The sequence below is a fragment of the Algoriphagus aquaeductus genome (assembly GCF_003253485.1).
Classification (GTDB): Bacteria; Bacteroidota; Bacteroidia; order Cytophagales; family Cyclobacteriaceae; genus Algoriphagus; species Algoriphagus aquaeductus.
In genome coordinates this window covers 109,517-133,202 of the sequence record NZ_QKTX01000005.1, presented here as the reverse complement: position 1 = coordinate 133,202, position 23,686 = coordinate 109,517, and the positions used below count along the sequence as shown (strand labels likewise).

The following is a 23,686-nucleotide window of genomic DNA, read 5'->3' as shown; positions in this document are numbered from 1 at the left end:
AAGCCCGTCCGAAGATAGACAGGCCTCAAAGTTAAGAGTTTTCAACTATTTGGTTTTGAAAGTCCAAACAGGACGTTTGGAATGATTGACTACATCCTCTGCGATACTACCGGTGATCAGGTGAAGTAGGCCCGTTCGACCATGAGTGGTCATAGCAATCAGATCCGCATCAATGTCCTCCGCAAATTCAATAATTCCCGACTCCTCAGTCAGGGAATTGTAGATTTCAGCCTTGATGTTATCAAATTTATGCTTTTGTACAAAGGTCCTGATTCTTGCCATGGAATCACGGGTGGTTTCAAAATTACCCGGTGTATTGATGACAACAAAGTAAAATTGGGCATCAAATACACTTTGGATCCGCTTGATTCGGGCCGCCACCTCATCATCAGAATCTCTAAAATCCGATGCGAAAACCACCTTTTTCATGTCTTGGACTTGGGTTTCACCTTTGATGGTAATGACCGGACATGGGGCAGTGCGGACAATTTTCTCTGTGTTGCTGCCTATAATCACTTCCTCAAGTCCAGAAGCGCCTTTGGACCCCATGACTACAAGATCAGGTTTTGCCTCCTGAATTGCCTCTGAAATTCCCTTGAACACATTGCCAAGGATTAATTTGGTTGAGAATTCGAAGTTTGAGTTGTGGTAGGTTTCTTCCAGTTCTCTGAGTTGCTTTTTCCGGGTTTCGATCAGCTCCATAAAGAATATCTGATTTTCGAAATCAGGCATTGGATCTAATCCTCCCCCCATGGTACTCATCCCTGAGGCTACGGGAACCTCGATCACATGGAACACCGTAATGCTGATTTTTGGGTAATTCCCAGCCAAGCCTGTTGCGAAATTCAGGGCATAGTGGGCTGTCTGGGAAAAGTCGAAAGGTACAAAGACACTGATCATAGCTTTTGGGTTTTATTGGTCCAAATTAGGGATTAATAGTTACCATAAAAGGACTTTTATCAGCTTTTGATCATATAATAATTCCCAGGCCAAAGAGTAAAGTCCAAATCAGTGTACTGATCGCCATGATTTTCAGAAAAGGATCTGTCCTTTCTGAAGTTTTGGCCTTCTGCACCCCAAATCCCACTTTGAGCATAAGGGGAGAAGCCAAGAAAGCCAAAAGAGTGAAGTATTGTGTACTAAATAGGGCGAACAACACAAGGGATAGATATCCAATAATCAAAAGAACCCAATTGTACTGAACCGCTTTTTCCCTTCCAATTCTCACCGGTATGGATTTCTTACCTGCTTTTTCATCCGATTCAATGTCCCGGATATTGTTGATATTGAGGACTGCTGTACTAAAACATCCCAGGGAAATGGCAATCCATACTGCCAAGGATTCAAAACTCAGCGTGTGGAGAAAATAGGTACCCAACACCCCGGTTAGCCCGAAGAAAGCAAAGACGGAAAGGTCACCCAAGCCCGCATACCCGTAAGGATTGCTGCCTGAGGTATAGGTGATTGCAGCCCAAATGGCCGCAATACCCAATCCCAGAAATAGGAGGAAAAGCTTCCAGTCTTCCAAAGCGAAAAAGATCAGCAGTAATCCGGAAATCAAAGATAGGAAACCGAATAGGTACATCGCCCGCTTCATTTCAGCCAAAGTAATTATCCCGGACTGTACGGCTCTCACCGGACCTTGGCGATCTGCTGAGTCCGCTCCATGAACCGTATCCCCATAATCATTGGAAAGATTGGATAGAATCTGAAGGAAAATGGTGGTAAGTGAAGCCAAAAGCAAAATTTCCCAGCGAAAGCCATCTTGCCATTTGGCCAGAAATGACCCTGCCAAAATACTCGCCAAGGCCAGGGGTAAAGTACGAAGCCTGACTGCATGCAGCCAGGCCTCTCTTTTCGTTGTAATTTCTTTTTTCAATGCAGTTTTTATCAGATCAGGCTTCGATAAGTTTCAAAATCTGCTCGTCAAGCGGAGTCACAGAGGAGGGGAAGAACTTTACCAATTCACCTTTTTCGTTGATGAAATACTTGCAGAAGTTCCAGCTTGGTTCTTCATTGTTCCACCCGTTTTGCTTGGCGTCTGATAGCCATCTGTACAGCGGATGCTTGTCAAAGCCTTTTACCGATACTTTTTCAAACATTGGAAAAGTCACACCGTACTCGGTAGAGCAAAACTCCTTAATTTCTTCATTGGAACCCGGTTCCTGTCCTCCGAAGTTATTGGCAGGAAATCCCAATACCACAATTTTATCGCTGTGATTGGCATAAAGCTCCTGAAGCTGTGCATACTGCTTGGTGTAGCCGCACTTGGAGGCTACGTTGACGATCAGGAGTTTTTTTCCTTTAAATGAGGAAAAATCAACTTCCTGCCCGTTGATGTCTTTCATTTTGAAATCGTAAAAAGAACTTTCCATAGTATGGTCATAGGAAGGGTGAAAACTGGATGTCTCACTTGGACGCTCCAGGGTTTTGCCACAGGCAAAAAGGATAATGCTGAGGGTAATTAGGATGGTTTTCATGGTTACATTCGTTCAGGGACTTGTATGCCTAGCAAACTCATCCCTTTTTTGATTGTTTTGGCTGTAAGTGCAGAAAGTGCTACTCGGAAAGATTGAATCGCTTGATCTTTTTCATGAAATATAGGAAGATCTGCATAAAAGCGGTTGTATTCCTTGGCCAAGTCAAACAGGTATTGGGCAAGAATGGAAGGAGAATATTCCTCAGCAGCCATTTTGATTTTCCGCTCAAAATCATTCAAAATCTGAATCAAAGCTGCTTCTGAATCTGCCAATTCACCTACACCCGAAAAATCATGGGTTTGGTAATCCACGCCGATTTGATCCGCTTTCCTCAAAATTGCAGCGATTCGTGCGTGAGAATACTGTACAAACGGGCCGGTATATCCCTGAAATTCGATGGATTCCTGAGGATTGAAAAGCATCCGCTTTTTGGGATCTACTTTGAGCAAGAAATATTTCAAAGCACCCAGTCCCAGGATTTCATATAGTTCTTTGGCCTGTTCCTCGGTAAAGCCTTCGATTTTCCCAAGTTCTTTGGTGTGATGCTCGGCCGTTTCGATCATTTCCTGAATCAAGTCATCTGCATCGACGACTGTCCCTTCGCGGGATTTCATTTTTCCGGTAGGCAAATCCACCATACCATAAGAAAGATGGTACAAGCCCGGACCGTAAGAACGGCCCAATTTTCGCATGATCTTAAACAGGACATCAAAGTGGTAATCCTGTTCATTTCCAACTACATATACGGATTTGTCAATCTGGAAATCCTTGTATTTCAGATCGGCTGTTCCCATATCTTGGGTGATGTATACGGAAGTGCCATCTCCTCTGAGAACCAGTTTTTCATCCAATCCTTCATCCGTCAGGTCCACCCATACGGATCCGTTTTCTTTTTTGAAAAAGACTTCTTTTGCGAGGCCTTCTTCAACAATATCTTTTCCGAGCAGGTAAGTGTCTGACTCGTAGTAAAATTTGTCAAAGTTGACTCCCATTTTTCGATATGTGGCATCAAATCCCGCATATACCCAACTATTCATCTGCTTCCAAAGAGAAACCACCGCCTCGTCTCCTGCTTCCCACTTTCGGAGCATTTCCTGGGCTTCCAGGAGAATTGGTGCATTTTTCTTGGCTTCCTCTTCAGATTGACCCCGGGAGATCAGCTCTTTGATCTGATTTTTGTATTCGATATCAAACTTGACATAATACTTCCCCGCCAAGTGATCGCCTTTCAATCCGGAGCTTTCGGGGGTTTCTCCATTGCCAAAGTGCTGATAAGCCACCATGGATTTGCAGATGTGGATACCCCGATCGTTGACCAGGTTGGCTTTGATGACTTCGTAGCCGTTGGCTTTGAGGATTTCGGCCACAGAATAACCCAGGAAGTTATTTCGAAGATGCCCGAGGTGAAGCGGCTTATTGGTATTGGGAGAGGAGTACTCCACCATGACCTTTTGGCCATTGGAGGGGAGTTGGCCTAGAGAATGATTGCTGTAGATTTTTTGGAAGAGATCCAGCCACACCCGTTCGTTGAGGACCAAGTTCAAGAAACCTTTGACCACATTGAAATCCCGGACAGCAGGAACATTGGCCTTCAGGTACTCGCCAATAAGATTTCCGGTATTTTCCGGAGTCGTTTGGGAGATTTTGAGAAAAGGGAAGACCACGAAAGTATAACTGCCCTCAAATTCCTTTTTGGTAGGAGCAAGACTGATCTGCTCTAAAGGAAGATCATGGTTGAATATATTCTGAAAGGCTAACTGTATGCCTTGAATGATGGATTCTTGAAAGTTCATTTTACTGAAATATTAACCGCAAAGAACGCGAAGGTACACAAAGAAAATCAATCAAAAGGACCTGGGGCCTTCCGTTAAAATGACCCTTTTGATTCCTGATCTTAATTGATACACATTGAAATTTATGATTAATCCTAATTTAAATTTGCCCAGTTTCAGATAGTTAATTACTTAAGCAACATGCACATTGGATATTTCTTTGACTGATTTCGGCTCCAAAACAAGTTTGTTTTCTATCAATAGATCGATTTTGTAACCCAGATCTAGTATCAAATCATCCACTTGAATGGGCATATTTTTTTCCATTTCAACAAAAAGACCCGCCTTCGTAAGCTTGTGAAACAAAACTTGCTTATAAACATTTTCCAAAAGGCCAGGTCCAAGCTGAGAATGAACGTCTATCGCAATTCCAAGCACAATATTACTCAGTTCATTTTCACTTAAATGGCTAAAGGTTATCATCTCTTTGTGTTTCTTGGTGTTCTTTGTGGCTAGACTAAAAGTTGTCTACCAGCGACTTAGTAGTGATTTCCAAGACATCAAAAGCGATTTCGGCCATCGTGTTTTCGGTGTCGAGCGTGGGATTCACTTCCACGATTTCCCAGCAGCAAACCCGCTTGTCTTTGATCAACTCCGCATTGAGTTGGATGGCTTCTTCTACCGTGAGACCATTGGGCACAGGCGTACCTGTACCGACTGAAATAGAACTGTCCAGACTGTCTACATCAAATGATATGTAGAGCTGATCGCAGTCCTTTAAAGTTTGAAGGGCTTCTTGAGCAACTTTTGAGATTCCCAATTGCCGGACCTCAGCCGTGCTGAAATTCTTGATTCCATATTTTTTGATCAAAAAATCTTCCGGTTCTTCGGTGTCACGTACGGAGATAAACACCACGTCTCGTGGATCAATTTTAGGCGAATCGCCTCCTATTTTTTTGATTTTTTCCCAATAGGAAAGGGTTTCTGCAAGAGGTTGATTGACTTTGCATTCTAAATTATCCAGTTGGGCTACCATGGCCAATGGCATCCCGTGCATATTCCCCGATGGTGTGGTATAGGGCGTATGCAGATCGGCATGAGCATCGATCCAGATCACGCCAAGACGCTTTTCGGGATGGGCCGCTTTGATCCCCATGATGGTGCCGGCTGCGGTGCTGTGATCTCCAGCCAACACGATAGGGAATTTCTTCTCTAATCGAAGCGACTCGATGGTGGAGTAGACGTTTTTCAAAACTTGATATACGCCATCGATGTACTTTGCATGAGGATGCTTATTTCCTTTCCATAGAAAATTGTTGGCATCGGGAACGTTGATCGGATCAAACTGAGTGAAAAAATTAGACTTCTTATCCAAGCTTGCAATTTTGAGTGCATCCACTCCCAAACTTGCACCTCTGGTTCCTGCCGCAATTTCCGAGCGTACTTCTACTAGTTTTATTTTTCTCATCTCAGGTTAAAATTTGGGTGTTGGCTTTTCAAAAGTTGAGGGCAAAACTACTCAAATAGCCCAATTTTCCGCCTTGGCCATGATTTGAAATTTTTTTTCCTTTTTTAGTCTACAAAATTTATAGGGAAAATAGGTTTATAAATTTTATCAGCTTATTTTTGAAGCAGTTTCCATTAAACAGCATTTCAAATGAGCGTAGCCGTGCAAATCAACAGTTCAGAAAATTCCACTACCTCTTGGACCGTTTCTACTTCACCGGAGTCAGTAAATTTTCATTTTGGCCAACAAGACATACTCAAAATTTCTTCTCAGCCGATTGCCAACAAGATGCAGGGCATGTGCCGGTTTGAGAATGGATTTGAAAAGCTATTACCGCTTTTCCGCGGACTGATTCTGCTGGGAAAGCCCTCCTCACTGAGTTTAATCTATGATTTTACCCGTGCTCAGGTTTTCTTTACCTATGCTCATACAGAAGCCCAAGAGGTGGATAAGTTTTTTGGCAAAGTGATCGACATGCTAAAGAATGAAGTTCGATTCAAGCAGATTCTAGAAAAAGTCATTCAAAACAACAGAAAATATCAAGCCGAGCAGGCTTTGCTTCAAACCGCACTGCACCGGGTGAATTGGGATTAACCGATGGTGAGCTTATTGGAAAAAGGACAGGTCTTTTGCGGATTTGTCCTTTTTCTTTTTTGGGGGACTGTTTTTTTTCTGAAAGTCTCCGATATAAAACCACACAATGAGATGAAGCCTGACAGGTCTTTTACAGGTTCATCGCTGTGGGTGAACATCTAATTTCAATTATGTTATACTGTATATGCGATTTCATACCGGTAGACTTAGCTAGCTTGAGAAATTTCTCAAAAAGGCAGAAATCAGGAATCCTTCAGTCGCCTGTGCTGAGTACAGTCGAAGCATCCGACCCATTAAACAAAGAGAATTTGGCGGGTGGTAATCACAAATGTTTTATCCAAGAGTGTAGGTGCTAACAAATCTTCTCCTGAAGATGAAGTTTTCTCCCATGCATTTGATATCCCCCGATAAAAGCGCAATTTTTGCACCCTTGATTCCCATAGTTAACCCCCTTGGTAAATGAACAGATACATTGACTTGATTCAGCAGACGTTTGACTTTCCCACCAAAGAGTTTCATGTAGAAAATAATGAGCTCTTTTTCAATGGGGTCAATCTGATGGAAATCATCGAAACCTACGGTACTCCGCTGAAGCTGACCTATCTGCCTAAAATTTCCGAAAGCATCCAAAATGCCAAGCAGTATTTTGGCAATGCGATGAAAACGCATAATTACCAGGGAAAATACACGTATTGCTACTGCACCAAATCCTCTCATTTCAGCTTTGTGTTGGATGAGGCTTTGAAAAATGACATCCATATCGAAACGTCTTCGACTTTTGATATTCCCTTGGTGAGAAGTCTTTATGCCAAAGGGAAAATTTCCAAGGAGACCTATATTGTTTGTAATGGATTTAAGCGTGAAAAATATAAAGAATACATTTCCGAGCTTCTCAATGATGGATTTGTCAATTGTATTCCGATTCTGGACAATTTGACCGAGATTGATTACTACCTCGAGCATGTCAAAGTACCTTTTCAAGTCGGGATTCGGATCGCTGCCGATGAGGAACCCAAATTTGGATTCTACACCTCTCGGTTGGGGGTCCGATACAATGACATCATTCGACTGTATGAAGAAAAAATCAAAGACAATCCTCAGGTTAGTCTGAAAATGCTTCATTTTTTCATCAATTCGGGGATCAAGGATACAGCCTATTATTGGTCTGAATTGACTCGATTTATCCAAAAATATGTGGATCTGAAAAAAGTAGCTCCAAGCTTGGATACCATGGATATCGGGGGAGGCTGGCCGATCAAGACCAACGTCTTTTTTGACTATGATTACCAATACATGGCCGATCAGATTGTCAAAAACATCAAGTGGATGTGCGCCAAAAACAATACCACCGAGCCCAATATCTTTACGGAGTTTGGTAGCTATACCGTAGGAGAAAGCGGAGCAGTACTGTATTCCGTTTTGGACGAAAAGCTCCAAAATGATAAAGAACTTTGGTATATGATCGATGGGTCCTTTATCACCCAACTCCCGGACAGCTGGGGGCTCAACCAAAAATACATCATGCTCGCAGTCAATAACTGGGACGAAACCTATCAAGGCATTTCCCTGGGAGGCTTGACCTGCGATAGCATGGATTACTACAACTCCGAAGCCCACCAATTCAATATCTACCTGCCAAAGATCGAGCTAGGCAAAAAGCAATACATCGGTTTCTTCCATACCGGTGCCTATCAGGAATCGCTCGGTGGCTATGGAGGAATTCAGCATTGCCTGATTCCTGCACCTAAGCACGTCTTGATCGACCGGGACGAAAACGGTAAGATCAAGCATTGGCTATTTGCCAAAGATCAGACCGAGGAAAGTATGCTAAAGACTTTGGGATACTGAGATGTGGGAAGATAGGAGACGGAAGACCGAAGAGACCAAATAGGTACTGCCTGTCATCCAAAAAAAATAAAAAAGACCGCCTCTTGGTGGTCTTTTTGGTTAGTATAGATTAGTTTCAATTATGTTTTTCACCTCACCGTCACATGGTAGCAACTTTGTCTTCGCTCCTTGATGACATAGATTTTTCCGGTTTGTTGGAAGTGGTTGAGGACGGTTTCGAGGTTTTTTTGGGCTTTTACATCCCAATCACGGATTCCATTGAATCGGATGTAGGAAATATCAAAAGACACTCCAAAGGAATGAGAACTATTGCCGTCGGTGGCATTCCGGTTTCTACGCTTCAGGGCTTTTTGCTGTTCTTCCGTGCGGGTCGCTGAAGAGACCGTGAAGAAATTTCCTTCTCCAGCCAAGGATTCGTAGGCTCTTCCAAGTTCTTCCAAAACTGTTTTTGTCTCCGGGGTGAAATAAGGATAGCTATGGGTCAGGGAATCCACCTTGTAGCCTTTACCTGAGTAGGCCTCAACCAAGGATTTTTCTGAGACTCGCAAGTATAGCTCATAGTCATTTTGGATGAGCTTCAGTCCCTTGAGTTCGGCAGCGCTCAGGTGCTCCTCATAGGTGTCTTTTTTCAGTCTTCCCGAATAAGAAACCAATGCAGTAGGATCAAAAGAACGGTCTGTTTCCACTGAAACGGGTTCCTGAGCAATCCCTTCATTTTGTATTTCCTTTTGAAAAAATTCTGTGTAGACATCCATAAGGATGTATTTCAGATCCGGTTGAAGTGAAACTACCACCACCAGGTAAATACTGAATAAAACACAGAAAGTGGAAACAAACAGAAGGGTGGATTTCTTCATAAAGCAATGAAGCAAACTCGATGCGAACTTGAAAGATCTTTTTGGTAAATGGTGAAAATTGCGGGAATCAAAAAGACCGCGGATGGGCGGTCTTTTGGAAAATTATTCGCTTAAAATGGAATCGAAGTAAGCAATTGTTTTGACCAGACCTTCCCTGAGGGGTATTTTGGGTTCCCAACCAAGTTCCTGTCTGGCAAGGTCTATGACAGGTTTTCGTTGCATGGGATCATCCTGAGGCAAAGGCATAAATACCAATTTACTTTTGCTGTTGGTCAGCTCGATGACCAGCTGGGCCAGTTCCAGCATGGTAAATTCTCCCGGATTGCCGATGTTGACCGGACCTGTAAATCCATCTCTGGAGTTCATCAGTCGGTACATTCCGTCAATATTATCGTCTACGTAGCAGAATGAGCGGGTCTGTCTGCCGTCTCCATAGATCGTGATATCCTGTCCCTTCAAAGCCTGAACAATAAAGTTGGACACGACACGCCCATCATTGGGATGCATTCTAGGACCATAGGTGTTGAAAATACGCATGACCTTGATCGCTACTCCGTGCTGACGGTGATAGTCAAAGAAGAGGGTTTCCGCGCAGCGTTTGCCTTCATCATAGCAGGCACGGGGTCCGAGGGGATTGACGTTGCCCCGATAGGATTCGGGTTGTGGATGGATTTCAGGATCTCCGTAAACTTCCGAAGTAGAAGCTTGAAGGATCTTGATCTTCAGTCTTTTAGCCAGGCCCAACATATTCATGGCCCCGATTACTGAGGTTTTGGTGGTCTGTACCGGATCAAATTGATAGTGGATCGGAGAAGCCGGACAGGCGAGGTTATAGATTTCATCCACTTCCACATAAAGCGGATGAGTGATGTCATGTCTAAGGAGTTCGAAGTTTTTATTGTCCAACAGGTGGTGGATATTTCTTCGGTTGCCTGTAAAAAAGTTGTCTACACAAAGTACTTCATTTCCTTCTTTCAGGAGTCTGTCACAGAGATGGCTGCCCAAAAAGCCGCCGCCACCGCTTACTAAAATTCTTTTCATTGGAGATTGCCTGGATAAATCAAGATGGCCAAAAATAGTGAATTGTGAGGGATTTCATCTGTTTATAATTTGATTTTTTATGGTCAGATGGAATGCCCTAGATAATCATTTCCCTGTGTGAGAAGCATTTTCTCATGGGCATTTCATCTGTTTATAATTTGATTTTTTAAGGTCAGATGGAATGCCCTGGATAATCATCCCCCTGTGTGAGAAGCATCTACTCATGGGCATTTCATAAGATTAAATTGATTAATCAATAGGAGGCAAAAGGGATCATTGAATTGAAGTAAACTAAACAGATCTACTATTTCTGAACCGTAGAATCTTGTAGGAAATACATTAATCATGCTTTGATCCGAAAAAAAATGTATAAAAACCAGGAGTTAGCAAATCCGGTTACTCTTTTAAGGTCGTATATGCCTGAGTTCTAAAAAATTTTATAACCCTTTTAACCAAAATTTTATGAAAACAACACGGATCAATTATGCATTTGTAGGCTTGTTGGGGCTATTGGCCTCCTGCAGTTCTATGGTAGAAGAAAGTCCCTATGAGGCGCCCTTATCCACCCAAGAAACCATTCAGGAGGGCGGGGAGAATTTCAGGGTAATGAACGCGACTCAATTCGGTGCGTTTCTGACAGGCAGGGAGGAGGTACCCGCTGTAAATTCTTCCGGGGCAGGCTCGGCCAAATTTGAGATTTTGGATGGCGGGCAGGCCATTAAATTTGAGGTACGGGTAGCCAATACCTCCGGAATTATTTTTGCCCATATTCATAAGGGTGGAATCGGAATGAATGGTCCTGTGATGGTAGACTTAATCCCTGCCCAATCTCCTTCCGGGTTGGTCAATGGGGTGGTAGCCGAAGGAATGATCACTGCCGGGGATCTCAAGGGTGCTTTTGCTTCTGAAAATTTAGCTGGATTGATCGCGGATCTCAAATCCGGAATGGCTTATGTCAATCTTCACACCTCTGCATTTCCGGGCGGGGAATTGAGAGGCCAAGTGAGCGTGATCGACCCCAGAACCAACAAGAATTTCAATGCTCAGCTTTCAGGGGATCAGGAAGTTCCTTCAGTCATGACTCAAGCACGGGGCGTGGCTAATTTTCAGTTCTCCAAAAACTTGTCCTTTCAGGTCAATGTGGCCAATCTGGAAAATGTCAGATTTGCACACATCCATTTGGGTAAGCCTAGTGAAAATGGACCTGTGGTGGTGAATCTAAAAGGAGATCGAATTGATGGAGCGGTCAATGGGGTCTACGCCAAAGGAGAGATCATGCCTGGAAATCTGGTAGGGCCATTGCTTGGAGGAGATTTGACGATACTCATGGAGGCTTTCCGTACGGGTAACGCCTATGTTAATGTCCATACAGATAAATTCCCGGGAGGAGAATTGAGAGGTAATATTCGCTGATAGGTTCAGCGTAAATCCATTACACTTTACCTTTTCGATTGCATTTGCTCAGAATAAACACCCGACTGTGTCTTAAGCCACGCGGGTGTTTTTTATTTCTGGATATACGGAACGTTGCCAGTAGCCAACTTACATGTTCAAAAAGACTAGTAAAAGCCAATTTTTTGATCTCTTCGGTCTTCCGTCATCGGTCTTCCAGCTCAATATCAAGGCAATATTCGTCTACCGGCAGAATAGCGTATAATCAGATTTTTATTTCTTGCTACTTGACTTGAAACCTTGATTTTGGAGGATGGAAAAATGAAACAAGCCCTTTTTGGGTCAAATTTCACCTCAAAACCAATCTTTTTCCATCGTGACGGTAGGATAGGAAGCAGCATGAAATCTTGGGATCAATCCCAAAATTTTCACCAATTCGTACTCCATGAAATACCTGGCCGTTTCGATTTTCCCCAAATAAAAGCTTTGCTCTAGAGCTCCGGAGGAGATCGCCTTTTGAGCCGAAATGGCCTGCTTTATCCACATCCAACCCACGCAAAGTATGCCGCTAGCTTCCAAGAAAAGGGTAGCATCTGCAAGGAATTTCTCCGGTCCCAGATTTCTTTTAAACAGCAACTCTCCCGCCGAATGGTTGAACTTGAGAAATATCTCCTCAAAAGAATGCCCCAAATCGTTCAATTCTTGAATTGACTTTACCTGATCAAGTGAATGTTGGATTTCCTGTTGCAGGGTTTTCCAGCCCAAACCTTCCTGGAGCCACACTTTTCTGCCCAAGAGATCCAATCCATGAATCCCGGTCGTACCCTCATGAATCGGATGGATTCTTGATTCCCGGAAATACTGCTCTACCGGAAAATCCGTCGTGTATCCTGCTCCGCCCAAAACCTGCACCGCCATGGAAGTGCTCTTCACGCCCATTTCGGAAGGATAGCTTTTTGCTATCGGGGTCAACAAGTCCAGCAGGGCTTCCATTTTTAGCTTTTTCGCTGCCGAAGTCTCCTGAGCTATTTTATCGGAAAGGATTCCGCAATAAATGAGCAAAGCCAAAGCTCCTTCGGTCACACTTTTTTGAAACAAGAGCATGCGTTTTACATCTGAGTGCTCGATGATGGGAACCTGAGGCTTACTGAGGTCTTTTTCAGAGATTTTTCTTCCCTGGGGTCGTTCTTTGGCATAGGCCAAGGAAGCCTGGAAAGCAGCCGTGGCGATGGCAACCGCATTCATTCCTACACCCAGGCGTGCCTCATTCATCATTTGAAACATATACTTCAGTCCCTGATGTGCTTCTCCGACGAGATATCCTTCGCATTCCTCCTGACTTCCCATCATAAGATGGGCAATGGGAGCGCCTTTGTAGCCCATTTTATGGTAAATACCTTGGGTCAATACATCGTTTGGCGCTCCATCGAGTCGAATTTTGGGAACTACAAACAGGGAGATTCCTTTCGTGCCGGAGGGTGCGCCTTCGATACGGGCGAGCATCAGGTGGATGATGTTTTCGCAGGCATCATGATCACCTGCGGAAATGTATATTTTTTGACCCTTGATCCGGTACACTCCTGAAATGGAAGCCGGAGTGGCTGTAGTGGTCAGGTCTGATAGCGAACTGCCGGCATCCGGTTCGGTTAGGGCCATGGTGCCCTGCCATTTTCCCGCAAACATCTTTGGCGTGAATTTTTCCTTCAGTTCTTTCGAGCCAAACGTCCGGATCAGATTTGCTGCACCGGTGGTGAGGAAGGGAAACACGCTCGCAGAATAATTGGAGGCCTGAAAAATAAATCCTGCAGCCAGGTGAATGACCCAAGGCAGTTGCTGCCCACCCTCTTCGTATGGAAAAATGGCATTGATCCAACCGTCTTCCCCAAATTTGCGAATGATGGTTCCCATTGCGGGATGAATCCGGATTTTACCGTCTACCAATTGGGGTTCTTGCCGATCCATTTCTCTGAATATCGGATAGAGTGATTTTTCGGCGATTTGTTCCGCTGCTTCTAGAACCAGAGTAAAAGTCTCTTTACTATGGTCTGAAAAATAGGGGAGTTGAGTCAGTTCAAGGCAGTTTTGATTTTCAAAAAGCTGGAAAAACAAGTCTTTTTTGGAGTAGAAAGAAGGCATGGTGCACTCGTTTTGTGGTCAAGCGAAGATAGCTTGAAAGTAACTTCAAGCTTTTCCTTTCCGACGAACTTTTCCAAAGTTTTGAACTTTGGAAAAGTTAAACACCCAAAAAAATCCCCGGCAAATTTCATTTACCGGGGAAGTGATTTGGTTTTAATAAACCTTTATTAAAGTCTATAGACTGAATTTTTTCAAAGTTTCGGAATTTGGAAAAGTTGAATGGGAATCAGGATTTATTTTTCATCCACAGCAAGGCTTCTTCCACGCCTCTGATTTCGGCCAAACCTTTGAGGCGACCGATCGCGGTATATCCGGGATTGGAGACTTTTTTGTGGAGATCATCCAGCATTTGATGGCCATGGTCGGGACGCATGGGAAGACTTTTTCCCCGTTTTTCCTGCCATTTCAGGATTTCATGGATGACTTCGACCATAGGCACATCTCCTTCCAGGTGGTTGTCTTCAAAGAAATTCCCTTCCGGGGTTCGTTTGGTACTTCTCAAATGAATAAAATGAATCCGCTCTCCAAATTCCCGGACCATTGCCGGAAGGTCATTGTCCGGTCTCACTCCATAGCTGCCTGTGCAAAAGGTCAAGCCATTATGCTTGCTTGGGGTTTCGCTAAGGATTCGTCGTGCATCCGCAGCCGTACTCACCACTCTTGGCAATCCATATAAAGAAAAAGGAGGATCATCCGGATGAATGCAAAGACAGACCCCAACTTCCTCAGCCACCGGAGTGATTGCATCAAGAAAAAGCCTGAGGTGTTCGGCAAGTTTTTTGGCATCGATGCCTTCATAAGTTTTGAGCATGGCCCGAAACTCATCCATGGTATACCCAATCTCAGAACCGGGAAGTCCTTTGAGAATGTTGTCGATGATCAAGCGTCGGTCATCCGGAGGAAGAGATTCGTAGTATGTCTTAGTTGATTCGATTTCTTCCGGGCTGTATTCCTGAAAAGCTTCTGGTCTTTGGAGTATAAATAAGTCAAAAGCGACCACGGCTCTTCGTTCGTAAAGCAAAGCCTTGGCTCCATTTTCAAGCTCATATTCGAGATTGGTCCTGGTCCAATCCAAGATAGGCATGAAGTTATAGCAAACGGTGAATACTCCCTCTGCGGCAAGATTCCGAAGAGTTTGCTTGTAGTTTTCGATCAGTTGGAGATAGTCTCCCGTTCGGGTTTTGATCCGCTCATGGACGGGTACAGACTCTACCACAGACCAGGTGAGGCCGGCTTCCTCTACGGTGTCTTTACGGAGCTTGATTTCTTCTCTTGTCCAAACTTCTCCATTTGGAATGTGGTGAAGTGCAGTGACGATGCCTGTTGCGCCGGACTGTCGGATGTCACGGAGACTTACCGGATCTTTGGGGCCGTACCAGCGCATGGTTTGTTCCATTCTGTAGCTCATGGAAGGAGTATTTTTGGTTATAGGTGTATTAGTTATTGAGTTATTTGTTATTGGCTGGCTGGAAGTTAAAGGTTAAACGTTAAAAGTTTACTGAACTTTTTGTCGATTAACTGTTAACGCTTAACGACAAACAATTTCTAGACTCCTGAATAAGCACTGAATCCGCCATCCACGGCGACGATCGTGCCGGTGACAAAAGCGGAGGCATCACTGCAAAGCCATTGTAACGCACCCAAGAGATCTTCCGGTTTCCCAAATCGATTCATGGGTGTATGGGTGATGATTTGATTTCCCCGTTGAGTCAGACTCCCGTCTGCTTCAGTCAATAAGGTGCGATTTTGTTCGGTAAGAAAAAAGCCCGGAGCGATTGCATTCACTCTGAAATGGGGGCCATGTTTATGAGCCAATTCCACCGCAAGCCACTTGGTAAGATTATCGATAGCCGCTTTGGCAGAAGCATAACCCATCACTCGGGTCATCGGTCTCGTGGCAGCCATGGAGCTGATATTGAGGATATTTCCTTTCCCGTTTTTCAGCATTAAGGGAAGTAAAACCTTGATAGGCAGGACCGTTCCGAGATAGTTGAGGTCTATTACTTTACGCAGCGATTGAGTGTCCAAATCCAGAAAATTTTGATCTGGCCGGATCACTGCCCCGGGCATGTTTCCTCCAGCGGAATTGATCAGAATATCCAAGCTTCCATGCTGGGCCTCGATGACCTCGGCCATTTTGGTCAACGAATCTTCATCTGTCACATCTGCATAATATCCCCAGGATTTTCCACCCCGGGAGTTGATCTCGCTGACAAGGTCACTGACTTTTTCAGGACTTCTGCCCAAAATCAGGATTTCTGCCCCTTCTTGGGCAAGATGAAGGGCCATGCTGTGGCCTAATACTCCCGTTGCGCCAGAAAAGGCTATTTTTTTCCCTTCAAGGGAAAATAGAGTTGAAGGGTTCATGCTTAAAGGTTGTAATTGTCCCGGGAAAAGTTGAAGTAGTTTTTGGCATTGTGGTAGCAGATGTCTGAAATGAGTTTTCCCAGCCATTTTTCATCCCAAGGCAATTCTCCGTTTTCTACATCCTGACCAAAAAGGTTACAGAGGATTCTTCTGAAATACTCGTGTCTTGGAAAAGAGAGAAAACTTCTGGAATCGGTCAACATTCCGATAAAACAACTGATCAAGCCCATGTTGGAAAGCGTGTTTATTTGTTTTTCCATACCGTCCTTTTGATCCAAATACCACCATCCCGATCCAAACTGCACTTTACCTTTGACCGAACCATCATTGAAATTGCCGATCATGGTCGCAAAGACCTCATTGTCCCGGGGATTGAGGTTGTAGATTACGGTTTGCGAAAGTTGGTCAGTGGAGTCCAGTTCGTTTAGGAATTTGCCCAATGCTACGGCCTGATTGAAATCTCCAATGGAGTCAAATCCCGTGTCGGGACCCAATACGGTCAGCATTCGGGTATTGGTATTTCTCAAGGCTCCCAAATGAAACTGCTGCACCCAACCATGCGCATGGTACAGCTTGCAGAGTTTTTTTAAAACCTTAAACTTAAAATATTCGATTTCCTCGGCATTGGGCAGGTTTCCCCGCAGTACTTTTTGCAAAATTCCATCGGCCGAAAGCCTGGAATCATCGGAGTAATACATGTTTTCCAATCCATGATCCGACAGTCTGCAACCATGGGCATGAAAGAATTCGATTCGTTTGGAAAGGGCTTCGATCAAGGTGTCAAAGGAGGTGATTTCGATACCGGCGACCTCGCTGAGTTTTTTCAAATAAGTTTTGTAGATCCAGGGGTTTTCGATTGCAAATGATTTATCAGGCCGGAATGCCGGATACATGGCTACTGATTGGTCTTGGCGGAAATAGTTGACGTGATGCTCCAAGGTGTCGGTAGGATCATCTGTGGTGCATACTACTTCTACTTGCATTCGCTCCAACAATCCTCTGGCGCGGAAGTCTTCTTCTTGCAACATCTCAGAAGTCTTCTTATAGACTTCCTCCCCATTGCTTACCGTAAGGAGGTCATCCAGTCCAAAATACCGGCTGAGTTCCATTTGGCTCCAGTGATAGAGCGGATTTCTCATGGTGTAGGGCAGGGTATAGGCCCATTTTTCAAATTTTTCCTGATCCGACGCAGTTCCGGTAATATACTTTTCGTTCACCCCGAGGGTACGCATGGCTCTCCACTTATAGTGGTCTCCTGCAAGCCAGATTTTACTGATATTTTCAAACCGTCTGTTTTGGGCAATTTCAGCAGGTGGAAGATGATTGTGATAATCAATGATGGGTAAGTGCTTGGCAAAGTCGTGATATAGGATTTTCGCGTAATCGCTTTTGAGCAAAAAGTCTTCGGAAAGGAAGGTTTTTTGGGATTGTGCAGTAATCATAGGCCAGGGTTTGGGCTCGTAATTTCGGTGTTAAATCTGTACTCAATTTATCCTTTAAAGGCGGGTAAAACTGAATAAAATACGGAAACGATTGCAGATATTATTTAATTGGAAATATTTCACTATTTTGAATAGCCTAAAATTTTTAAGCAAATTTTAAGGCAATTTAACCCAAACAACCTATGAGTGCCGGAGTAAATCTAAAAGAACTCGCCGCTGAGCTGAAGTTGTCTCCCTCGACTGTATCCCGTGCCTTGAATGACAGCTACGAGATCAGTGAGGCGACCAAAAAGAAAGTAATCAGCATGGCTGAAAAGCTGAATTACCAGCCTAATCCCTTTGCCAGAAGCCTAAGGGAAAACAAAAGTAAAACCATCGCAGTGGTCATCCCAGAACGGATCAGCAGCTTTTTTTCCAAAGTGGTAGATGGGATTGAAGAAATCACCCAGCAATATGGGTATCACCTGTTGGTGTACAGTACGCATGAGGATGTGGATCGGGAGAAAAAAATCGTCAATCTGCTGATGAATGGAAGGGCAGATGCGATCATTATGTCCGTTTCCAGTCAAACGAGCGATATTTCCCACCTGACCCGATTGCATGAGCGTGGATTTCCTTTGGTGTTTTTTGATCGGATCTGTCCGGATATTCCCACGACCAAGTTTATAACCAATGACTATGAAAGCGGATTTGAAGGCACCAAGCATCTGATTCAGCAGGGTTGCCGAAAAATTGCCTTTTTGATGCTTTCCAAAGAGCTTTCCATCACCAAAGACCGCTATCGGGGCTATTTGGATGCTTTGAGGCAGGCAGGATTGTCTCCCGAACCACAATTGAATATCACTTGCTGCCAGGAAGAAGAGCAGAATATTGAAGACATCCGGCAGATGCTGCTGTCCCCAAATCGGCCGGATGGAATTTTATCTTCAGTAGAGAAGCTTGCTTTGGCAACCTATCATGCCGTAAAGCGTACAGACTTGAAGATTCCCCAAGATTTGAAAATTATCAGCTTTTTCTCAAACCTTAGTATTGCGAGTTTGTTGCATCCTTCATTGACCACCATCACGCAGCCGGCCTTTTCGATCGGAGAAGAGTGTGCCAAGTTGTTGATGAAAAAGCTGACCAAACCCAGACAGCCTGATTTACCCAATCAGGTCATCAGTATTCCTTCTAAGATTACCATTAGATCCTCTACGATCGCGATATAACTTGTTTTTGGTTTTTTTAATTATGAAAAAAGGCTCTGAAAATCAGGGCCTCTTTTTTTTGCTGAAGATTGCGGGGAATCGTATTCTTTTATCTAAAAGGTTTTCGAAGATAGATTGAATCTATCAGAAGGAATCGATTTTGATTTTTACCCGATTTCTGGGTATTTCGATTCGTTATAGGGTACTCCAAGCAAAAAAGCCCTGAAATTTTTCAGGGCTCTTTAAAAGAAGTTGAAATGGAATTAATAACCTGTGTTCTGAGGGAATCCTGAAGGACCACCTTCTGCTCGGTCTATTTGATTCTGAGGAATCGGTCTCAATACATGGAAATCTTTGATATTAGGAGCTGCTTGAGCATTGTGTAATCTGACTCGTTCGATTAATTTACCCCATCTTTTCAAATTAAGCCATCTAAATTGCTCACCTGTCAGTTCTCTAGCGCTTTCTTCAATTAAGAAATCAAGATTCATTTGAGAAGGAGTAATTTCCATGGCATCAGCTTTTCCTGGAAAAGCCGCTCGTCTTCTCAAAATATTTATGGTGGCCGTGGCTTCCGAAACTTTTCCCTGCATTAACTGCGCCTCTGCCAAAAGGAGGTACGTTTCTCCCAATCTCATTGCTATAAAGTCACGTCCCCCTTCAAACTGAGTCAAATCCGCTCTTCCTGGATCCAAATGCTTTTTCAACCCTGGAAATAATCTTTCATCGTAACGGCTAGGAACCAATACCTGATATTTTTTCTTAGCTCGGTCCGCCAATGGCATTTCAAAACCGGGAATGTAAATAGCCGTATCACCCTCAGCAAAAGTGACGGTAGGTTTAGACAAATCAAAGCTGGTGTTGAAAGTGCCTGGTCTGTTTGAAAAATAGACATCTATAAAAGAAGCCTTGTACCTGCTGTCATTTTCACGATCTTTAAATACCGTGTTCAAAGCATAGGGCGTTAGCCTGTATCGTTTGAAAGGACGCCCATTTTGGGTGTCTCTTCGCATACCAGCTTGCACATCATACTCCATCAGGTAAAACACATGGGAATTATTTCCCCCACCGTTGGTCAATGGATCTCTGGTATATTGGATAGACCAAATGACTTCATCATTTCTTTCGTTACCAAACTGATAAATCTGGCTATACTGTGGAAGGAGAGTAAATCCATAGCTGCTGATAACACTTTTGAGAAGAGGTTCGGCTTTAGCAAAATCATCAGCTTGCTTTGCCTCGGAAGTTCCTTTGGTCAGGTAGACTTTTGCCAATAGGTTTTGAGCGGCTGCCCGGGTTACTCTTCCGTATTGGACAGATACTTTAGTGCCTTCCAAATCTGGAATAGCTGATTCCAAGTCTCGAATGATGGCTGCATAAACTTCAGAGACAGGAGCCCTGCTTACTTTTTTATTCGGCACAATATTCTCATTTAGCTGTAAGTCAATAGGTCCAAATAGCTGCACCATAATGAAATAATTGTGGGCTCTTATGAATTTGGCTTCAGCTACCCGTTGCTTCTTGATATTCTCAGCCATCCCTGTCACATTTTGTGCGCGGTCAATTACAGCATTACAGGTATTAATCCCTCTGTAAAATTCGTCCCATAGTTCGCGTACATGTCCATTCTGAGAATCGAACTGATTGGTATAGGTATTCATGAATTTCCATGAACCATCTGCTCCATTAGTGTAAACATCTGTTCCGAATTCAGTCAAATTATGACCTCTTTCTGTTCCATACCAAGACCTTAAGGAAGTGTAAGCAGCATTTACTGCATCTTCAAGTCCCTTTGGAGTATTCATATAATTACTTCCGATCTGGGAAACAACATCCTCTTGAAGTTGGTCTTGACACGAAAATGTCAAAGTGAGTGTCAAAGCCAATGCCCCTGATTTAATCCAGGACTTCATTTGATATAATTTTGATATTTTTTTCATAGTTCAATTGCTTTGTAATTAGAACTTTACGTTGATTCCGAAAGTATACTGAACCACTGGTGGGGTCACGTTTGCAGTAATAGCGCCAGCCTCAACTCCCTGTTCGCCATCAATAAAGGTCTCTGGATCAACTCCTTTATGTACTGATCGATATTCAGACCAGATGAAAGGGTTTTGGATACTGCTGTACAATCTCAAACTGCTGAATCCGATCTTTTTCAAGGTAACATCACTGAAGGTATAGCCGAAGTTGATGTTTCGGACCTTTACAAAACTTCCGTCAAACAAATTCATGGATGAATTGTATTTCGGGAATTCTTGGTTCTCGTTAGGTCTTGGATAGGCATTGGTTGGGTTGTTTGGCGTCCAATAGTCTACTGCCAAATTGTTGTATCTGCCAAACAAGTTATTATTACTTGTGTGGAATAAGGATCTGATCATTGATCCTTGTCTGGTGAATATGAAGAAGGAGAAGTCCAATCCTTTGAAAGCAAACCGGTTGGTAATACCCATGGAGAAATCAGGAACTGCTGACCCCAAAAACTGACGATCCAGAGAGTTTATTCGGCCATCTCCATTAAAGTCTTCGACTTTTATCTCTCCGGGCTTGTCCCCAAATCCAGCAGCTATGTCCTTCTCGGAAGTCTGCCAGATTCCTATTTTCTTGAGATCAAAGAAAACTGTCAAAGGCTTCCCGATAAATCTTCCTGCGGCAATGTCATCCCCATTGGGAAGTGAAACAATCTTTTCTCGATTTCTCGTGAAGATGATATCTGTTGACCATGTGAAATTCCCTTTTTCAATATTCAGGGTAGAAAGAGACAATTCGATACCTCTGTTTTGAGTTTCACCGATATTGGTGGTGAATCCTCCAAATCCGGTGGAGTTGGGAAGTGGCTGAGGGGCTAGCAAGTCAGAAGTATTGGTCACATAATATTCTAAACTACCCAATACTCGTCCTTTGAAAAAGGAAAAGTCTACCCCTGAGTTGAAGGTGGTTGAAGTTTCCCATCTTAAATCAGGATTTCCAATCGTATTGGGCCGGTATCCAAATGCTGCTGTATTTACATCCCATGCATAGCTGGTTCTTCCTAACAAGGCCTGAGTTTGGTAAGGCACAATAGCTTGGTTTCCTATTGAACCGTAGCTTACTCTAAGTTTTAACTGGTCCACTTTGCTGGAATTTTTCAGGAATTCTTCCTGATGCATATTCCAACCTATCGCCGCAGAAGGGAAATAACCGAATTTGTTGTTTTCACCAAATCGGGAGCTTCCATCTGCCCTTACGGTTCCAGTAATTAGAAATTTATCTTTAAAGGTGTAATTTACCCTTGCCATGTAGGAGAGTAGAGACCATTCTACCAATTGGGTATTGGCACCTGTTATCTGGGAGGCATCACCCAATCGGTGAAACAACTGAGAAGGGGCTGGAATTCCTTGAACGCTCAGTGTAGTTTGCTCAAATCGATCTTGTTGGAAAGATTGGAGGGCCGTAATATTAAAATTGTGTACAGAATTTAATGTCTTGTTGTAGGTGACGATGTTCTCCAAGGTGTAATTGAAGTTGAATCGATCATCCACACTTCCGGTAGGAGGTCCACCGCGTCTCGCATTGGTCTGTGATCCTGTAAAACGGCCGTTTCTTCTAATGTTTAAGTCGGGTCCGAATACCAAACGGTAGGTTAGTCCTTTGGTGATTTCCCAAGAACCATACAAGCTGGTAAATGCTCTGTATCTTTTAGTTTCATCCACTTGAGCGCCGGGTACAATTTCGGCAAACGGATTGGTTCTTAATCCGTCAGTAGTAGGCAAGAAAATGAGGTTGCCATTATCATCATAAGGTTTTCCGAGTGGGTTTTCAGCTAAAGCACCGCCCATAGGATTGAAATTTTCTCCGTTTCTCAAACTGGAAGTAAAGAGAGTGGAGGTTCCTATTTTGATCTTTTTGTTTATTTGATGATCAAGGTTAACCCGGAAGGTATAACGGGTAAAATCTTGGTTGTAAATAATCCCAACGTCTTTGAAATAATTTCCGGAAACGAAAAACGTTGTTTTGTCACTTCCGCCAGAGACTCCAATTTGGTGATTTTGAATATTTCCCATTCGTAAAAGTCCAGCAGGATAATCTGTGCTTCTTCCCAAAGCAATACTCTCGAGCTCTACTGGTTCAAAGATTTTGGCATCCGCCTCAGCGGTAGCAGGACCTTCCGGATATCTTCCGGTTGCTCTTCGGGATTCTCTTTTGTATTCGGCAAAGGCCGGTCCATCAAATACTTCAATTCGCCCTAATTCTTGGTTGAGGCCATAATAGGAATCGACCGATACTACGGTTTTTCCTACATTTCCTCTTTTGGTCGTGATCAATACTACGCCATTTGAACCTCTGGAACCATAGATCGCTGTAGCTGACGCATCTTTCAATACTTCCATTGAGGTGATATCACTTGGGTTGATATCTTCCAAACCACCCACGGTTGGGATTCCATCTACTACATAGAGAGGCTCATTGGATGCGTTGAATGAACGACGACCACGGATACGGACCTGTGGTGCAGAACCAGGCTTGGAACCTGCCTGAGTCACATCTACCCCAGCAGCACGTCCTTGGAGTGCCTGACGGGCGTCAGTAATAGGAAGTTCTTGAATTTCTTTGTTCCCCACAGAGGAAATTGCTCCTGTCAGCTGACTTTTCTTTTGGGTACCATAGCCGACCACGACTACTTCTTCCAGATTAGATACATCCGGAGATAGTGTTACATCAATTTTTGTCCGGCTTCCTATGTTCTCCTCTAGACTGTTGTACCCTATGAAAGAGAAAACCAAAACCCCACTTGAGGGGCCGGTGATGGAATATTTTCCATCCAAATCAGTGGTAGTGCCACGAGTGGAACCTTTTAGAAGAATGGATACCCCAGGTAGGGGCATTCCTGTTTCATCCAATACGGTCCCACTTACCTGCGCATCTTGTGCTTGCGCAATTCCTGCGCTTAGCAGCAGCATCAACACTACCGATAGGTAAGTGTAAAACTTTGTTCGCATAAATTAAGGGGTTATTGTTAATAGATAGAATTGGTTGCAATTGAATTCAATACTTGATGTTGACAAAAGGATAAAATATGATCC

The 23,686-nt window shown here is 43.6% G+C and carries 17 protein-coding genes and 1 pseudogene; 4 read left to right on the top strand and 14 right to left on the bottom strand.

What is annotated here, in order from left to right:
• Nucleotides 1-45 precede the first annotated feature (45 nt).
• The 6 genes and pseudogenes from CLV31_RS08710 to rocF form a co-directional block, all read right to left on the bottom strand.
• Nucleotides 46-900, bottom strand: a complete 855-nt coding sequence (locus tag CLV31_RS08710) for a universal stress protein (RefSeq protein WP_111392501.1) — start codon at nt 898-900, stop codon at nt 46-48.
• 70 nt (nt 901-970) lie between these two features.
• A complete protein-coding gene (locus CLV31_RS08705) occupies nt 971-1,879 on the bottom strand; it encodes a 1,4-dihydroxy-2-naphthoate polyprenyltransferase (protein WP_111392500.1) in 909 nt (302 codons plus the stop codon).
• A gap of 16 nt (nt 1,880-1,895) precedes the next feature.
• Nucleotides 1,896-2,375: a glutathione peroxidase gene (locus CLV31_RS08700; protein ID WP_394335955.1), complete on the bottom strand. Its 480-nt coding sequence runs from the start codon at nt 2,373-2,375 to the stop codon at nt 1,896-1,898.
• Nucleotides 2,376-2,482: 107 nt separating this feature from the next.
• Nucleotides 2,483-4,273, bottom strand: coding sequence for an arginine--tRNA ligase (gene argS / locus CLV31_RS08695; protein WP_111392498.1), 1,791 nt, complete (start codon nt 4,271-4,273; stop codon nt 2,483-2,485).
• Nucleotides 4,274-4,324: 51 nt separating this feature from the next.
• Nucleotides 4,325-4,735, bottom strand: a pseudogene (locus CLV31_RS08690) (GxxExxY protein).
• Between the two features lie 34 nt (nt 4,736-4,769).
• Entirely contained in the window at nt 4,770-5,720 is a 951-nt protein-coding gene (rocF, locus tag CLV31_RS08685) for an arginase (RefSeq protein WP_111392497.1), read from the bottom strand.
• A gap of 189 nt (nt 5,721-5,909) precedes the next feature.
• Here rocF and CLV31_RS08680 point away from each other — a divergent pair, with 189 nt between their 5' ends.
• Both CLV31_RS08680 and CLV31_RS08675 read left to right on the top strand, forming a co-directional pair.
• Nucleotides 5,910-6,353: a hypothetical protein gene (locus CLV31_RS08680; protein ID WP_111392496.1), complete on the top strand. Its 444-nt coding sequence runs from the start codon at nt 5,910-5,912 to the stop codon at nt 6,351-6,353.
• A 459-nt stretch (nt 6,354-6,812) separates the two neighbouring features.
• The gene (locus CLV31_RS08675) at nt 6,813-8,201 is read left to right on the top strand and encodes an arginine decarboxylase (protein ID WP_111392495.1); all 1,389 of its coding nucleotides are present in this window, start codon (nt 6,813-6,815) and stop codon (nt 8,199-8,201) included.
• Nucleotides 8,202-8,329: 128 nt separating this feature from the next.
• Here CLV31_RS08675 and CLV31_RS08670 read toward each other — a convergent pair whose 3' ends face one another.
• Entirely contained in the window at nt 8,330-9,058 is a 729-nt protein-coding gene (locus tag CLV31_RS08670) for a DUF5715 family protein (RefSeq protein ID WP_111392494.1), read from the bottom strand.
• Between the two features lie 102 nt (nt 9,059-9,160).
• Nucleotides 9,161-10,099: a UDP-glucuronic acid decarboxylase family protein gene (locus CLV31_RS08665; protein ID WP_111392493.1), complete on the bottom strand. Its 939-nt coding sequence runs from the start codon at nt 10,097-10,099 to the stop codon at nt 9,161-9,163.
• 462 nt (nt 10,100-10,561) lie between these two features.
• Between CLV31_RS08665 and CLV31_RS22040 the strand changes: the two genes are divergently transcribed.
• Nucleotides 10,562-11,512 (top strand): CHRD domain-containing protein, encoded by a 951-nt coding sequence (locus CLV31_RS22040; protein ID WP_245943361.1) that lies wholly within the window; start codon nt 10,562-10,564, stop codon nt 11,510-11,512.
• 333 nt (nt 11,513-11,845) lie between these two features.
• On the opposite strand, the gene CLV31_RS08655 is transcribed toward CLV31_RS22040, so the two are convergent.
• From CLV31_RS08655 to uxaC, 4 genes are all read right to left on the bottom strand, one after another.
• Nucleotides 11,846-13,627 carry an acyl-CoA dehydrogenase gene (locus CLV31_RS08655; RefSeq protein WP_111392492.1) on the bottom strand — a complete coding sequence of 594 codons (1,782 nt, stop codon included), beginning with the start codon at nt 13,625-13,627 and terminating at the stop codon, nt 11,846-11,848.
• A 226-nt stretch (nt 13,628-13,853) separates the two neighbouring features.
• Nucleotides 13,854-15,035: a mannonate dehydratase gene (gene uxuA / locus CLV31_RS08650; protein WP_111392491.1), complete on the bottom strand. Its 1,182-nt coding sequence runs from the start codon at nt 15,033-15,035 to the stop codon at nt 13,854-13,856.
• Between the two features lie 137 nt (nt 15,036-15,172).
• The gene (locus CLV31_RS08645) at nt 15,173-15,994 is read right to left on the bottom strand and encodes an SDR family oxidoreductase (protein ID WP_111392490.1); all 822 of its coding nucleotides are present in this window, start codon (nt 15,992-15,994) and stop codon (nt 15,173-15,175) included.
• A 2-nt stretch (nt 15,995-15,996) separates the two neighbouring features.
• Nucleotides 15,997-17,436, bottom strand: a complete 1,440-nt coding sequence (gene uxaC, locus CLV31_RS08640) for a glucuronate isomerase (RefSeq protein ID WP_111392489.1) — start codon at nt 17,434-17,436, stop codon at nt 15,997-15,999.
• A 182-nt stretch (nt 17,437-17,618) separates the two neighbouring features.
• Here uxaC and CLV31_RS08635 point away from each other — a divergent pair, with 182 nt between their 5' ends.
• Nucleotides 17,619-18,644 carry a LacI family DNA-binding transcriptional regulator gene (locus tag CLV31_RS08635; RefSeq protein WP_111392488.1) on the top strand — a complete coding sequence of 342 codons (1,026 nt, stop codon included), beginning with the start codon at nt 17,619-17,621 and terminating at the stop codon, nt 18,642-18,644.
• A gap of 242 nt (nt 18,645-18,886) precedes the next feature.
• Here CLV31_RS08635 and CLV31_RS08630 read toward each other — a convergent pair whose 3' ends face one another.
• Together CLV31_RS08630 and CLV31_RS08625 are read right to left on the bottom strand one after the other, a co-directional pair.
• Nucleotides 18,887-20,536, bottom strand: coding sequence for a RagB/SusD family nutrient uptake outer membrane protein (locus CLV31_RS08630; protein ID WP_245943360.1), 1,650 nt, complete (start codon nt 20,534-20,536; stop codon nt 18,887-18,889).
• A gap of 45 nt (nt 20,537-20,581) precedes the next feature.
• Nucleotides 20,582-23,602 carry a SusC/RagA family TonB-linked outer membrane protein gene (locus tag CLV31_RS08625; RefSeq protein ID WP_111392486.1) on the bottom strand — a complete coding sequence of 1,007 codons (3,021 nt, stop codon included), beginning with the start codon at nt 23,600-23,602 and terminating at the stop codon, nt 20,582-20,584.
• Nucleotides 23,603-23,686: the final 84 nt, after the last annotated feature.